Origin of the sequence: Streptomyces sp. NPDC003456 (genome assembly GCF_042878735.1) — a bacterium.
Lineage (GTDB): Bacteria > Actinomycetota > Actinomycetes > Streptomycetales > Streptomycetaceae > Streptomyces.
In genome coordinates, this window is the sequence record NZ_JBIAOK010000006.1 from 313,440 (window position 1) to 326,760 (window position 13,321).

General features: G+C 70.2%; 11 protein-coding genes. 8 read left to right on the plus strand and 3 right to left on the minus strand.

The genetic code is table 11. The annotated features are described in order from the left end of the window. Positions 1–283 precede the first annotated feature (283 nt). From ACFYWG_RS25780 to ACFYWG_RS25800, 5 genes are all read left to right on the plus strand, one after another. Complete coding sequence (locus ACFYWG_RS25780; protein WP_389203852.1) at positions 284–2,017, plus strand: VWA domain-containing protein; 1,734 nt, start codon at positions 284–286, stop codon at positions 2,015–2,017. A gap of 149 nt (positions 2,018–2,166) precedes the next feature. Continuing rightward, positions 2,167–3,882 carry a methionine--tRNA ligase gene (gene metG / locus ACFYWG_RS25785; protein WP_389203854.1) on the plus strand — a complete coding sequence of 572 codons (1,716 nt, stop codon included), beginning with the start codon at positions 2,167–2,169 and terminating at the stop codon, positions 3,880–3,882. Positions 3,883–3,995: 113 nt separating this feature from the next. Then, positions 3,996–4,361: a PH domain-containing protein gene (locus ACFYWG_RS25790; RefSeq protein WP_376326511.1), complete on the plus strand. Its 366-nt coding sequence runs from the start codon at positions 3,996–3,998 to the stop codon at positions 4,359–4,361. A 96-nt stretch (positions 4,362–4,457) separates the two neighbouring features. Beyond that, positions 4,458–5,336 (plus strand): hypothetical protein, encoded by an 879-nt coding sequence (locus tag ACFYWG_RS25795; RefSeq protein WP_389203857.1) that lies wholly within the window; start codon positions 4,458–4,460, stop codon positions 5,334–5,336. A 7-nt stretch (positions 5,337–5,343) separates the two neighbouring features. Further along, positions 5,344–5,601, plus strand: coding sequence for a hypothetical protein (locus ACFYWG_RS25800; protein WP_389203859.1), 258 nt, complete (start codon positions 5,344–5,346; stop codon positions 5,599–5,601). Between the two features lie 87 nt (positions 5,602–5,688). Here the strand turns inward: ACFYWG_RS25800 and aspS are convergent, their stop codons facing one another. Further along, positions 5,689–7,452, minus strand: coding sequence for an aspartate--tRNA ligase (gene aspS / locus ACFYWG_RS25805; protein WP_376326506.1), 1,764 nt, complete (start codon positions 7,450–7,452; stop codon positions 5,689–5,691). 157 nt (positions 7,453–7,609) lie between these two features. On the opposite strand from aspS, the gene ACFYWG_RS25810 reads away from it, so the two are divergent. Both ACFYWG_RS25810 and ACFYWG_RS25815 read left to right on the plus strand, forming a co-directional pair. Further along, complete coding sequence (locus ACFYWG_RS25810; RefSeq protein ID WP_389203861.1) at positions 7,610–9,748, plus strand: SpoIIE family protein phosphatase; 2,139 nt, start codon at positions 7,610–7,612, stop codon at positions 9,746–9,748. A 132-nt stretch (positions 9,749–9,880) separates the two neighbouring features. Then, positions 9,881–10,639: a hypothetical protein gene (locus ACFYWG_RS25815; protein WP_389203863.1), complete on the plus strand. Its 759-nt coding sequence runs from the start codon at positions 9,881–9,883 to the stop codon at positions 10,637–10,639. Positions 10,640–10,648: 9 nt separating this feature from the next. Here ACFYWG_RS25815 and ACFYWG_RS25820 read toward each other — a convergent pair whose 3' ends face one another. Both ACFYWG_RS25820 and ACFYWG_RS25825 read right to left on the minus strand, forming a co-directional pair. Continuing rightward, complete coding sequence (locus ACFYWG_RS25820; protein WP_383505644.1) at positions 10,649–11,626, minus strand: pirin family protein; 978 nt, start codon at positions 11,624–11,626, stop codon at positions 10,649–10,651. A 221-nt stretch (positions 11,627–11,847) separates the two neighbouring features. Beyond that, the gene (locus tag ACFYWG_RS25825) at positions 11,848–12,312 is read right to left on the minus strand and encodes an SseB family protein (protein WP_376326499.1); all 465 of its coding nucleotides are present in this window, start codon (positions 12,310–12,312) and stop codon (positions 11,848–11,850) included. 363 nt (positions 12,313–12,675) lie between these two features. On the opposite strand from ACFYWG_RS25825, the gene ACFYWG_RS25830 reads away from it, so the two are divergent. Beyond that, positions 12,676–13,305, plus strand: coding sequence for a hypothetical protein (locus ACFYWG_RS25830; protein ID WP_389203865.1), 630 nt, complete (start codon positions 12,676–12,678; stop codon positions 13,303–13,305). Positions 13,306–13,321: the final 16 nt, after the last annotated feature.

Here is a 13,321-nt window from a genome sequence, read left to right on the forward strand (position 1 = left end):
GGAGGCCACGCTCCCGTCCCCGTCCCCGGAGCCGACTCCGGCCCGAACGGCGAGCGTCCCGGAACCCCGCGTCTCCCCGGGCACGTCGTCCACCACACCCGACGACGAACACGACCTCGTCTCGGCGGCCTTCGACAACGTGACGGTCCCCCGACCGACGCGCTCGACGGAGTCGCAGCGGCCGGAGCCCGCCGAGCCGGCGGGGGCGCCGGAGGCTGCTGTGGCGGCTGAGGCTGATGAGGAACCGGCGTCGGCAGAGGGCTCGGTGGGTGCCGCTGAGCCGGTGACGGAGAAGCCGACGGCTGCGGAGGAGGCCGCGACCGAGCCTGAGACCGAGGTCGCGCAGGAGTCCGAGGCGGCAGCCGAGGCGCAGAAGGAGCCGGAGGCGAAGCCGGCAACGGACGAGCCGAAGGCGGAGGCCGAGGGCACCGCGGAGCACGAGGCCGCGTCCGAGGCGAAGGCGGAGGCCGAGGCGGCAACCGAGGCCCAGCAGGAGCCGAAGGCGGAGGCCGAGCCGGAGGCAGAGGCCGAGGGCACGGCTGAGAAGCAGGCGAAGGCTGACAAGACCGAGGCCGAGAGCGCGGCTGCGGACGAGGCGGAAGCCGCGATCGCAGACGAGGCTGAGCCTAAGGCCGAGAGCAAGGCGAAGCCGAAGGCTGAGCCTGAGGCCGAAAGCAAGCCGAAGGCGAAGGCGGAAGCAGAGGCGGAGGACAAGGCGAAGCCGAAGGCTGAGCCTGAGGCCGGCGACAAGGCCGAAGCCGAAGCCGAGAGCAAGGTTGCGGGCAAGGCAGAAGCCAAGGCCGGCGACACGGCCGAGGACAAGGCGGAAGCCAAGGCCGGCGACAAGGCCGAGGCCGAGACCAAGACGGAGGCCGAGCCCGAGGGCAAGGCTGGGCAGAAGGCGGAAGCCGGGGCTGAGACCAAGGCGGAGGCTGAAGCCGAGGGCGAGACCGAGGCCGAGACCAAGGCGCGGGCCGAGGCCGGGGACAAGGCTGGCCAGAAGGCAGGAGCCGAGGCCGGGGACGGGACTGCGGTCCGGTCCGGCGCGTCGACGCAGCCCGCGGCCGCCGACGGCGAGAAGGCCCCACAGGGGCCACCCGCACCCGCCGAAGAAACCCGCACGGGTGGTGCGGGTGGGAACGACACGGCCGAAGGCGAAGCCGAGGCCACGGCGAAGAAGACCACCCGGGCCAAGTCCACGGCCACGTCCACGACCAAGGCCACCACCAAGCCCCCGGCCAAGACCGCCTCCAAGGCCACCACCAAGTCGCCGGCGTCCAGGACCAAGCCCGCGGCCACCGACGGCGACAAGGCCGAAGGCGAAGGCGAAGCCGAAGCCAAGGCCGAGGCCAAGGTCCCCGCCCTCCCCCTCGCCCGCCTCAAGTCCGACGCCCCCGGCCTCGCCACCGCGTACAAGGCCGCCGCCACCGCCCTGGACAAGAACGACCTCACCGGCGCCCGGGCCAAGGTCTACCTCGTCCTGGACCGCTCCGCGTCGATGCGGCCGTACTACAAGGACGGTTCCGCCCAGGCCCTCGCCGAGCAGACCCTCGCCCTCGCGGCCCACCTGGACCCCGAGGCCGCCGTCCCCGTCGTCTTCTTCTCCACCGAACTCGACGGCACCGGCGAGATCACCCTCACCGACCACGAGAACAAGATCGACGACCTGCACGCGGAACTCGGCCGCATGGGCCGCACCAGCTACCACGCCGCCGTGGAGGCCGTCCTGACCCACCACGACAAGGCCGGCTCCACCTCCCCCGCCCTGGTGGTCTTCCAGACGGACGGCGCCCCGGACGCCAAGACCCCGGCCACCCAGGCCCTCACGGACGCCGCGAAGACCCACCCCGCCGTCCACTTCTCGTTCGTCGCCTTCGGCGACCCGGAGAACAAGGCCTTCGACTACCTCCGCAAGCTGAAGACCCCCAACACGTCCCACTTCCTCGCCGGCGAAACCCCCCGGGAACTGACGGACAAGGAGCTCTACGAGGGCGTCCTGGCCGGCTGGCGCCCCTGACCCCTCCCGGCCCGTTCCGCGCCGCCCGCTTCCCACCCCGTAAAACGGGAGGCGGGCGGCGTAGCCATGTCGGCTACGATTTCAAGGTTCCGTAGACGACCGAGACCACGAGATCGTCACCCCGCGTAGCGACTTGGGAGCAGCCCGCGATGGCTCGACACCTCATCACCAGCGCCCTTCCGTACATCAACGGGATCAAGCACCTGGGCAACATGGTGGGGTCCATGCTCCCGGCCGACGTGTACTCACGCTATCTGCGCCAGCGGGGCCACGAGGTCCTGTACATCTGCGCGACGGACGAGCACGGCACCCCCGCGGAGCTGGCCGCCAAGGAGCAGGGCATCCCCGTGGACGAGTTCTGCGCCCAGGCCCACGACCAGCAGAAGGCGATCTACGACGGCTTCGACCTGGCCTTCGACTACTTCGGCCGCAGCTCCTCGCCGCAGAACCACGAGATCACCCAGGAGATCGCGCGCGAGCTCAAGGCCAACGGCTTCATCGAGGAGCGGGCGATCCGCCAGGTCTACTCGAACGCCGACAGCCGCTTCCTGCCCGACCGGTACATCATCGGCACCTGCCCGCACTGCGGCTACGACAAGGCCCGCGGCGACCAGTGCGAGAACTGCACCCGCGTGCTGGACCCGACGGACCTGATCGACGCCCGCTCGGCGATCAGCGGCAGCAGCGACCTGGAGGTCCGCGAGACCAAGCACCTGTTCCTGCTGCAGTCGGCGCTGGCCGGCGAGGTCGAGGCGTGGGTCGACGAGCGCGCCGACGACTGGCCGGTGCTGGCCTCCTCCATCGCCCGCAAGTGGCTGACCGAGGGCCTGCACGACCGGGCGATCACCCGCGACCTGGACTGGGGCGTCCCGGTCCCCGCCGACACCTGGCCGGACCTCGCCGCCGAGGGCAAGGTGTTCTACGTCTGGTTCGACGCCCCGATCGAGTACATCGGCGCGACGAAGGAGTGGGCGGACAAGGACCCGGAGAACCGCGACTGGCGCTCCTGGTGGTGGGAGTCCGACGCGGACGTCCGCTACACGCAGTTCATGGGCAAGGACAACGTCCCCTTCCACAGCGTGATGTTCCCGGCGACCCTCCTGGGCACCCGGGCGCCGTGGAAGAAGGTCGACGTCATCAAGGCCTTCAACTGGCTGAACTACTACGGCGGGAAGTTCTCGACCTCGCAGCGCCGGGGCGTGTTCACCCACGACGCCCTGGACATCCTGCCGGCCGACTACTGGCGCTACTTCATGATGGCGAACGCCCCCGAGTCGGACGACTCGTCCTTCACGTGGGAGCACTTCACGGCCACGGTGAACAAGGACCTGGCCGACACGCTGGGGAACTTCGTCAACCGCGTCCTGTCCTTCTCCCGCAAGCGCTTCGGCGAGGAGGTCCCGGCGGGGGCCGAGCCGGGCGAGGCGGAGGCGAAGCTGGGCGAGGAGATCGCCCGTCTGCTCGCCGAGTACGAGGCGCAGATGGAGGCCATCCAGTTCCGCAAGGCGGCGGCGGCGCTGCGCGCCCTGTGGTCGGCGGGCAACTCCTACCTGGAGGAGAAGGCCCCCTGGCTGGAGATCAAGACCAACCCGGAGGGCGCGGCGCTCACCCTGCGTACGGCGATGAACCTCATCCACCTCTACGCGGTGGTCTCCGAGCCGTTCATCCCGACGTCGGCGAAGCGGATGCGCGAGGCGTTCTCCCTGGAGAACGACACGGCGCGCTGGGTCACGGCCGAGGAGGCGAAGTCGCTGGACTCCGTCCCGGCGGGCACGCCGTTCACCATCCCGCCCGTCCTGTTCGCCAAGCTCACGGACGAGGACCTGGAGTCCTACAAGGAGCGCTTCGGCGGCGAGCCGGCCTGACCGGCGCCCCGCAGCCGCCCCCGGAGGGAATCACCTTCCGGGGGCGGTGCCGTTTCCCCTCCGGCACTGAGATGATCGGGAGAAACCGGTCAACTCAGTGGGGGGAACCACCGATGGCACTGTTCGGCAACGCGCACACCGTGAACCCGGCCTCGGCCCAGCAGGACTACGCCCGTCTCCTCGGGCACGGCGAGCAGGTGCACGCGGCGTTCCTGCTGATCCGCGACACGATCCTGTTCACCGACCGGCGTCTGATCCTGGTCGACAAGCAGGGCATCACCGGCAAGAAGGTGGAGTACCACTCCGTGCCCTACCGCAGCATCACCCACTTCTCCGTGGAGACGGCAGGCACCTTCGACCTCGACGCCGAGCTGAAGATCTGGATCTCCGGCACCCCGGCTCCCATCGAGAAGACCTTCACCAAGGGCGTCGACATCTACGAAGTCCAGGCGATTCTCACCCAGTTCGTGGCGAGGTAGCCCGCCACATCACGGGAACGTTTTTGCTGTTCTCGAAAGGGTGAACGCATGCTCGACGGCCCGCCTCACCGCGATGGGCGGGCCTACTTTGCCCATATGGTCACCTCAACCCATGAGACCTCGCACCGGATCTTCCAGGACCATCCGGAGGTTCTCTTCCCCGTCTTCGAGGCACTGGGTCTCCCGCCACCCGCCAAGGCGACGATCGAGGCGCTGACGCCCGACGCCACGGAGATCAAGCCCCTGGAACGCCGGGTGGACACGGTACTGAGAGTCGAGCCGTCGGAAGGCGACGGCTTTCTCATCGCCATCGAGGCACAGACGGGCAAGGTCCGCGGCAAGGGACTCAGCTGGTCGTACTACGTGGCCTACCTGCACGCGAAGTTCGGCCTGCCGGTGCTGCTGGTCGCGGTGTGCAGGAACCGGCCGACGGCGGCCTGGGCAGCGGGGCCCTTCGAGTGCCGCGTCGGTACATGGACGTCCCAGGCCACACGGCCGTTCGTGCTGGGCCCGGACAACGTCCCGGAGATCACCGACGAGTCACTGGTCGCCCGGGCACCGGCGATGGCCACCTTCTCGGCCATCGTGCACAGCGAAAGCGAAAACGCCCCCGCCATACTGGACATGCTGGCCCGCGGAATGCGGTCGTTCGACAAGGCCACAGCGAAGTACTGGTGCGAATGGCTTGAAGTAGGACTGGAGAACACTCCGGTCCAGGAGACCTGGAGAGAGCTGGAGAAGATGGTCGCCACTTACTTCCCGGGCAGGGGAACCCTCTTCGAGCAGACCTACCTCGAAGGCAAAGCCGAGGGCACGGTGGAGTCCATCCTGCGCGTGCTGCACAAGCGCGGAGTACCACTCACCCCCGACGACCGCGAGCGCATCACCACCTGCACCGACCTCGACACCCTCACCCAGTGGTTCGACCGCTCCCTGACCGCCACCTCGGCGGCCGAACTCTTCACCGACGAGTGACCCCAGCGTGGTCGCCACTTACTTCCCGGGCAGGGGAACCCTCTTCGAGCAGACCTACCTCGAAGGCAAAGCAGAAGGCAAAGCAGAAGGCAAAGCCGAGGGCACGGTTGAGTCCATCTTCCGCGTGCTGCACAAGCGCGGAGTACCGCTCACCCCCGACGACCGCGAGCGCATCACCACCTGCACCGACCTCGACACCCTCACCGAATGGTTCGACCGCTCCCTGACCGCCGCCTCGGCGGCCGAACTCTTCACCGAGAGCTGAGCGCGAGGGTCTGGACGCCGCAGCGGCCCGGGACCGTTTCCGGTTCCGGGCCGCTGTGGTGGTCGGCGGGCGAAGCTGCTCCGCGTGCTACTTCGGCTGCGGCTTCCGCACCGACAGGTGCAGTTCCTTCAGCCGGGCCTCCTCCAGCTCCGTCGGCGCGCCCATCATCAGGTCCTGGGCGTTGCCGTTGAGCGGGAAGGCGATGGTCTCGCGGATGTTGGGCTCGTCCGCGAGGAGCATGACGATGCGGTCGACGCCCGGCGCGATGCCGCCGTGCGGCGGGGCGCCGAAGCGGAACGCGCGCAGCATGCCGGCGAACTTGTCCTCGACGGTCTCCCGGTCGTAGCCGGCGATCTCGAACGCCTTGAGCATGATCTCCGGCTCGTGGTTCCGGATCGCGCCGGAGGACAGCTCGACGCCGTTGCAGACGATGTCGTACTGCCAGCCCAGGATGTCCAGCGGGTCCTGGGTCTCCAGGGCCTCCAGGCCACCCTGCGGCATGGAGAAGGGGTTGTGCGAGAAGTCGATCGCGCCGGTCTCCTCGTCCTTCTCGTACATCGGGAAGTCGACGATCCAGCAGAACCGGAAGACGTTCTCCTCGAAGTGCCCGGCGCGCTTGGCGGCCTCGACCCGGACCGCTCCCATGATCTTGGAGACCTCGTCGAACTCGCCCGCGCCGAAGAAGACCGCGTGGCCCGCGGCCAGCGACAGCCGCTTGGTGAGCTCCGCGACGTTGTCCTCGGTGAGGAACTTCGCGATCGGGCCGGACAGCGTGCCGTCCTCGCCGACCCGGACCCAGGCCAGGCCCTTGGCGCCCTGCGAGACGGCGAAGTCACCGAGCTGGTCGAAGAACTTGCGGGGCTGGGCGGAGACGTCCGGCACCGGCAGGGCACGCACGTGCTTGCCGGCGAACGCCTTGAACTCCGAGCCCTCGAAGATGTCGGTGATGTCGACGAGTTCGAGCTGGGCCCGCAGGTCGGGCTTGTCGGAGCCGTACTTCAGCATCGCCTCGCGGAACGGGATCCGCGGGAACGGCGAGGTGACGTGGCGGCCGCCGCCGAACTCCTCGAACAGCTCGGTCATCAGCTGCTCGATCGGCTGGAAGACGTCCTCCTGCTCGACGAAGCTCATCTCGACGTCGAGCTGGTAGAACTCGCCCGGCGAGCGGTCGGCGCGGGCGTCCTCGTCGCGGAAGCAGGGCGCGATCTGGAAGTAGCGGTCGAAGCCCGAGATCATCAGCAGCTGCTTGAACTGCTGCGGCGCCTGGGGCAGGGCGTAGAACTTGCCCGGGTTCAGGCGGGAGGGGACGACGAAGTCGCGGGCGCCCTCGGGGGAGGTCGCGGACAGGATCGGCGTCGCCATCTCGTTGAAGCCCAGCGCGGTCATCTTGTGGCGGATCGCCGAGATGACCGACGTGCGCAGCAGGATGTTCTTGTGCATGCGCTCGCGGCGCAGGTCGAGGAAGCGGTACTCCAGGCGCCGCTCCTCGTTGACCCCGTCCTCGGTGTTGATCGTGAACGGCAGCGGCGCCGCCGCGCCGAGCAGCTCGACCTCGCCGACCTCGACCTCGATCTCACCGGTCGGCAGGTCGGGGTTGACGTTCTCCGCACCGCGGGAGACGACCTTGCCGTCCACGCGGACGGTCGACTCCTTGGAGAGCTTGTCGAGGGCCTCGTAGGCGGGGGTGCCGGGACGGGCCACGAGCTGCGTGATGCCGTAGTGATCGCGCAGATCGATGAAGAGGATGCCGCCCAGGTCGCGCCGATTGTGCAGCCAGCCACTCAGCCGGACGTCGGTGCCGACGTCAGAGGAGCGGAGCTCGCCGCAGGTGTGGGACCTGTACCGATGCATCGTCGTTCATCCAGTCTTCGCTGATCGGGGTCTGTGTTTCACGTGAAACTGGGACCCAGCGTACCGGGCAGGTGAAGATCGGCTCTCCCCCGTTGTTCTTCGCGCACGGGTCCGCCTTCGGTGGCAGTGTTCGAGCGCGTCTTCTTAGAGTGGGGCAATGCGCACTGGCGAGCCCCTGCCCGCCGTGGGGGAGGCACTGGCGGCCCTCGCGACCGGCCTGTGGCACTGGGACACCGCCACCGGGCTGGTCACGGTCGACGCCGAGGCAGCACGGCTGCTCGGGCTGCCCGCCGAACAGGTCACGCTCACCGAGGCGCAGGCCCGGGCCCGGCTGCACCCGGTCGACTGGAACGAGATCACCGGCGTGGTCCAGCTGGCCGTCGCCGAGGCCACCCTCGCCGAGGTCCGCATCCGGATCATGGACGAGCAGGGGCGGGTGATCCGGGTCGTCCGCAGCCGCTCCAAGCCCACCTTCGACCGGGCCCGCAAGGCGTATCTGCTGATCGGCACCCTTCAGGAGGTCACCGAGCCGACGCCGGGCACCCCGGCCGGGCGCAGCGCGGTCACCGGCGACTGGCGGCGCTCGCGGGAGGCGTTCCTGCTGGACGCGGGCCGGGCGCTGGCCGAGGCCCGCTCCACCCAGGAGGTCCTGCGGGTCACGGCCAATCTGTCGATGCCGGGGTTCTCGCCGGACGGACTGGCGGTGTTCGGGGTGGAGGGCGACCGGCTGACGGTCATCGGCCACCACGGGCAGCAGCGCGGCACCGAGAGCCCCTTCTCGGACATGCCGCTGGACACGGACTACCCGGCCGCCGAGGTGGTGCGCACGGGCCGGGCCGTGTACCTGTCGTCCGCCCAGGAGTACAAGGCCCGCTACCCGCTGACCTGGCCGCTCGCCGAGCGGTTCGGGCGCCGTTCCTGGGCGTTCCTGCCGCTGACCGTGGCCGGCCGCACGATGGGCGCGTGGATGGCGGCGTTCGCCTACCCGGTCGCCTTCACCCCGGACGAGCGGTCCGTGCTGGCGACCGTGGCGCGGATGCTGGCGCAGGCGCTGACCCGGGCGGGGCTGGCCGAGAGCGAGCGGGCCCTGACGGACGGGCTGCAGCGCACGATGCTGCCGAGGCTCGGCCCCCAGCGCATCCCGGGCATGAGCGTCGCCGCCCGCTACGTGCCCACCGGGGGCGGCCTCCAGGTCGGTGGCGACTGGTACGACGTGATCCCCCTGCCCAGCGGACGCTTCGCGCTGGTCATCGGGGACGTCCAGGGCCATGACGTGCGGGCGGCGGGCCTGATGGGGCAGTTGCGCATCGCCCTGCGCGCCTACGCCTCGGAGGGGCACCGCCCCGACGCCGTGCTGTCCCGGGCCTCCCGCTTCCTGCACGGCATCAGCGACGAGGACCCGCACGACCCCCGGTTCGCGACCTGCGTGTACGTCGAGGTCGATCCGTCGTCGGGGGTGCTGGACATCGCCCGCGCGGGGCATCCGGACCCGGCGATCCGGATGGCCGACGGCACGGTGCTGACCCGGCCGACCTCGGGCGGCCTGCCGCTGGGGATCGACCCCGACGCCGACTATCCGACGACCCGGCTGGTGCTGGAGCCCGGCGAGACCATGCTGATCTGCACGGACGGCCTGATCGAGACGGGCGGCCACGACCTGGACACGGGCTGGCGGCGGCTGCGGGCGATCCTGGAGGAGCACCGGGGGGATCTGGAGGAGCTGGCCGACACGCTGGTGCAGGCCGTGCACGGGCCGTCGTCGCACCACACCATCGGCCCGCTGGCCGACCGCCGCGAGGACGACATCGCCATGCTGCTGCTGAGCCGGGAGGGCGGGGGCTGCGGCTGCGGGGACACCCGCGCGGTGACGCCGCCGGTGCGCCGGTCGGTGCTGACGGTGGCGCAGGCGGAACCGGAGCGGGTCGCGGTCGCCCGGCAGCAGCTGCGGGAGGTGCTGCACGACTGGGCCTCGCCGGACCAGGTGGACTCGGCGGTGCTGCTGCTGTCGGAGCTGCTGACGAACGTCCTGGTGCACACGGACTCCGACGCGCTGCTGGTCGTCGAGCTGACCGGCGCCGTGGGGGAGCGGCGGCTGCGCGTCCAGGTGACGGACGCCGGGGACGATCTGCCGCACAAGCGCAGGCCGGGCGAGCTGGCGTCCTCCGGCCGCGGCCTGGTCCTGATCGAGCTGCTCGCGCACGGCTGGGGGGTGGAGCCGCGGGGCGAGGGCAAGAGCATCTGGTTCGAGCTCCACGAGTCGGTGAACGGCTCGGGCGACGGTTCCTGGACGCCGTGACGCACCCCGGCGTCAACTCAGCAACCCCGATACACCCTTTCGTGTGACCGCCGGGTGAGTGACGACGACGCTCTTCACCCCGCCTGCACGATGAGTGCCCTGGCCGATTCCGACCGCAGGCAAGGAAGTCGCATGGGCAAGTCCGCATCCCGGGAGGACCGGGACAAGAGGTCCTCCTTCTCGATGTCGTACGAGGGCGGGCGGCGCGACCCCTCCACGCACGTCAAGCTCGGACGTCTGTCGTACAAGGGCCCCGCCACCGCCGTGGTGGCCCTGGCCGTGGTGGCCGCCGGCGGCGTGGTCGGGTACCAGCTGCTCGCCAGTCAGGACGGGGGCACGGGGACCGGGCCGGCCACGAGCGTGTCGTCCGGCTCCGGCGCGGCGAAGGACACCGGCGGGGCGGAGGCGAACGGTACGGGCACCAGCCCGCAGGCCGCCGCGCCGGGCGCCACGTCGGCGCCGCCCGCCACGGACCGGCCCGGCCACGCCACCCCGGCGGCGGACGGCGGCGCGGGCGCAGGAGCGGCGGTGGTGCGGGAGCAGCGCAAGGTGGTGCTGCGGTCCTCGTCCAGCCTGGACCTGGACTTCACCGACGCGGTCTCCGACATCACCTTCACCATGCCGTCCGGCGGCAACGGCTGGACCCTGGCGGGCGATCGCGGCGACCTCGCCACGGTGGACGGCCCGGCGACCGCCGAGAGCTGCTCGGCGGCCACCGACTTCGGCTTCACCGTCGACCGGAAGAACATCACCAAGGGCCTCACCGCGTGCGTGCTCACGGACGAGAACCGGGTGGCGTCCCTCACCGTCCTGGGCTGGCAGAAGGACAGCAACGGCCTGTCGTCGGTCACCATGGACGTCACCCTGTGGGAGAAGCCCGAGGCGCAGTGACGCCGCCGGTCAGTCCTGCGGGCCGCTCTCGGTCATGCCGTGCACCGCGGGGACCGTGCCCAGCCGGCCCTTCTGGAAGTCCTCGAAGGCCTGCATGAGCTCGTCCTTGGTGTTCATCACGAACGGGCCGTAGTGGGCCATCGGCTCACGGATGGGCTGCCCGCCGAGCAGGACCACCTCGAGGTCCGGGGTGTGGGAGTCCTGCTTCTCGTCCGCGCGGACGGTCAGCGAGGAGCCCGCGCCGAAGACGGCGGTCTGGCCGGTGTGGACCGGGCGGCGGTCCGTGCCGACGCTGCCGCGCCCGGCCAGGACGTACGCCAGGCCGTTGAAGTCCTCGCGCCACGGCAGGGTCAGCTCCGCGCCCGCCGCCACCGTCGCGTGGATCATCGTGATCGGCGTGTGGGTGATGCCGGGGCCCTGGTGGCCGTCCAGCTCACCGGCGATGACCCGCAGCAGCGCGCCGCCGTCGGGGGTGGTCAGCAGCTGGACCGAGCCGCCGCGGATGTCCTGGTAGCGCGGGGCCATCATCTTGTCCTTGGCCGGGAGGTTCACCCACAGCTGCAGGCCGTGGAAGAGCCCGCCGGACATCACCAGGTGCTCCGGGGGTGCCTCGATGTGCAGCAGGCCCGAGCCGGCGGTCATCCACTGGGTGTCCCCGTTGGTGATGGTGCCGCCGCCCCCGTTGGAGTCCTGGTGGTCGAAGATCCCGTCGATGATGTACGTGACGGTCTCGAAGCCGCGGTGCGGGTGCCAGGGGGTGCCCTTGGGCTCGCCCGGCGCGTACTCCACCTCGCCCATCTGGTCCATCATGATGAACGGGTCCAGGTAGCGGTAGTTGATCCCCGCGAACGCCCGGCGCACCGGGAAGCCCTCGCCCTCGAAACCGCTCGGAGCGGTCGTGACGGCGAGCACGGGACGTGCCACGGCGTCGGCGGGAGCGGTCACTCGGGGCAGCGTCAACGGGTTCTCGACGGTCACAGCAGGCATGTCGGTTCCTCCTCGTGTACGCCCAGTTTAGTTGAGCGTTGAACTTTCTGCCACCCTCAACCACGGAACCCGGGAGCGCATTCCCGGCCCGGGTGACGGCGCAGCGAACCACGGGGGACCGGCATGGCAAAAGGCCGCCACCCCCGCACGGGGTGACGGCCCGGGGTCGTCCGGCCGTCCCGCGGAACGGCGGCCGGCCGCCGTCCGCACCGCGAGGGCGGCTAGCCGTACATCCGCCGCATCGCGAAATCCACCATCTGCTCCACCGCCTTGGCGTCGAACACCATGCGGTGCTCGCCCTCCATGTCCAGCACGAACCCGTAGCCGGTCGGCAGCAGGTCCAGCACCTCCGCGCCGGTGATCACGAAGTACTTGGACTCCTTGCCCGCGTACCGGCGCAGCTCCTTGAGCGTGCTGAACATCGGGATCACCGGCTGCTGGGTGTTGTGCAGGGCGAGGAAGCCGGGGTTGTCGCCGCGCGGGCAGTAGACCTTCGACGTGGCGAAGACCTGCTGGAAGTCCTCGGCGGCCATCTGCCCGGTGGTGAACGCGCGCACCGCGTCCGTGAGCGAGGGCGGGGACGGCTCGGGGTACAGCGGCGGCTGCTGTCCGTACCCGCCGGACATCGGCTGCTGCGGAGGGGCGTACTGCGCTTGCGGGCCCGCTGTCTGGTCGTAGCCGTACATGGGCGCAAGCGTACCGAGCGCGGCGTCGCGGGGGTGCCGGTACGCCGGGCCCGCGTTGTGCCGAAGCGCAGTAGTGGTCACCAGTGGAGCCGGATGGGCCGGCGGAAGGGGCCGGCCGAGGCGTTCCGGTTGTCACCGATGAAGTGGGGCCCTCATTCGAGTGACACGAAATCCGGGCATTTTGGCGTATTGAGGCCGCTGCGTGCCTGATGGGGCGTGAGGGCGGCTGCGCGGGCTGGGGCATCCGGGTGGATGGTGGCCGGAAGTTGATCTTGCTGTGTGGTGTGGTCGTCCTCAGGATGACGCGCCGGGGCGAGGTCGGGCCGTGCCCCGGAAGTGCCACCGAGTGAGAAGGAAGCCGTCATGGCTGATGCCACCATCGACCTGCCGATGAGTTTCCAGGTCCCCGAAGCTTTCACCGACATCGATTTCTCGGCATCGGCGGAGGTGAACACCAACCGCCTGATCGAGCGGCTGAACATGGTCCACCCGAGGCCGTCCGCCGAACAGGTCGCCACCGCGGTCATCACCCAGCAGACGATGTACGAACTGCTGTCCGCCGCCGGCGCCGTCTATGCAGGCACCCTGCTCTACGGGCCCACCGAGGAAGACCCCGACGCAACACTGGCCTCGGCGATCCTGACGGTCACGGCCCGCCCCAGCGAGCTGTCCAATGACCGGACCGTCAACCGGCTCGCGCGCACCATGGGTGCCATCTACCCGGACGCCGAGGTCGGCGTCGTACGGCTCGAAGCCGGTCCTGCGGTCCTGCTCACCGAGGAGCGCAAGGTCGAGAACCCGGTCAACCTGCTCAGCAACGGCGGCGGCCCGACCGTGGTCCGCCAGCTGCACGTGTTCGTGCCGATCCCGGGACGTCTGGCGATGGCCGACTTCGCCATCGCCACCGAGAACCTCCCCGAATGGGACGCGTGCGTGGAGATCCTCGCCGAGGTCTGCCGCACGATCACCTTCGACACCAGCGCCGCGGCCTGACCGGAAGAGGGGATAC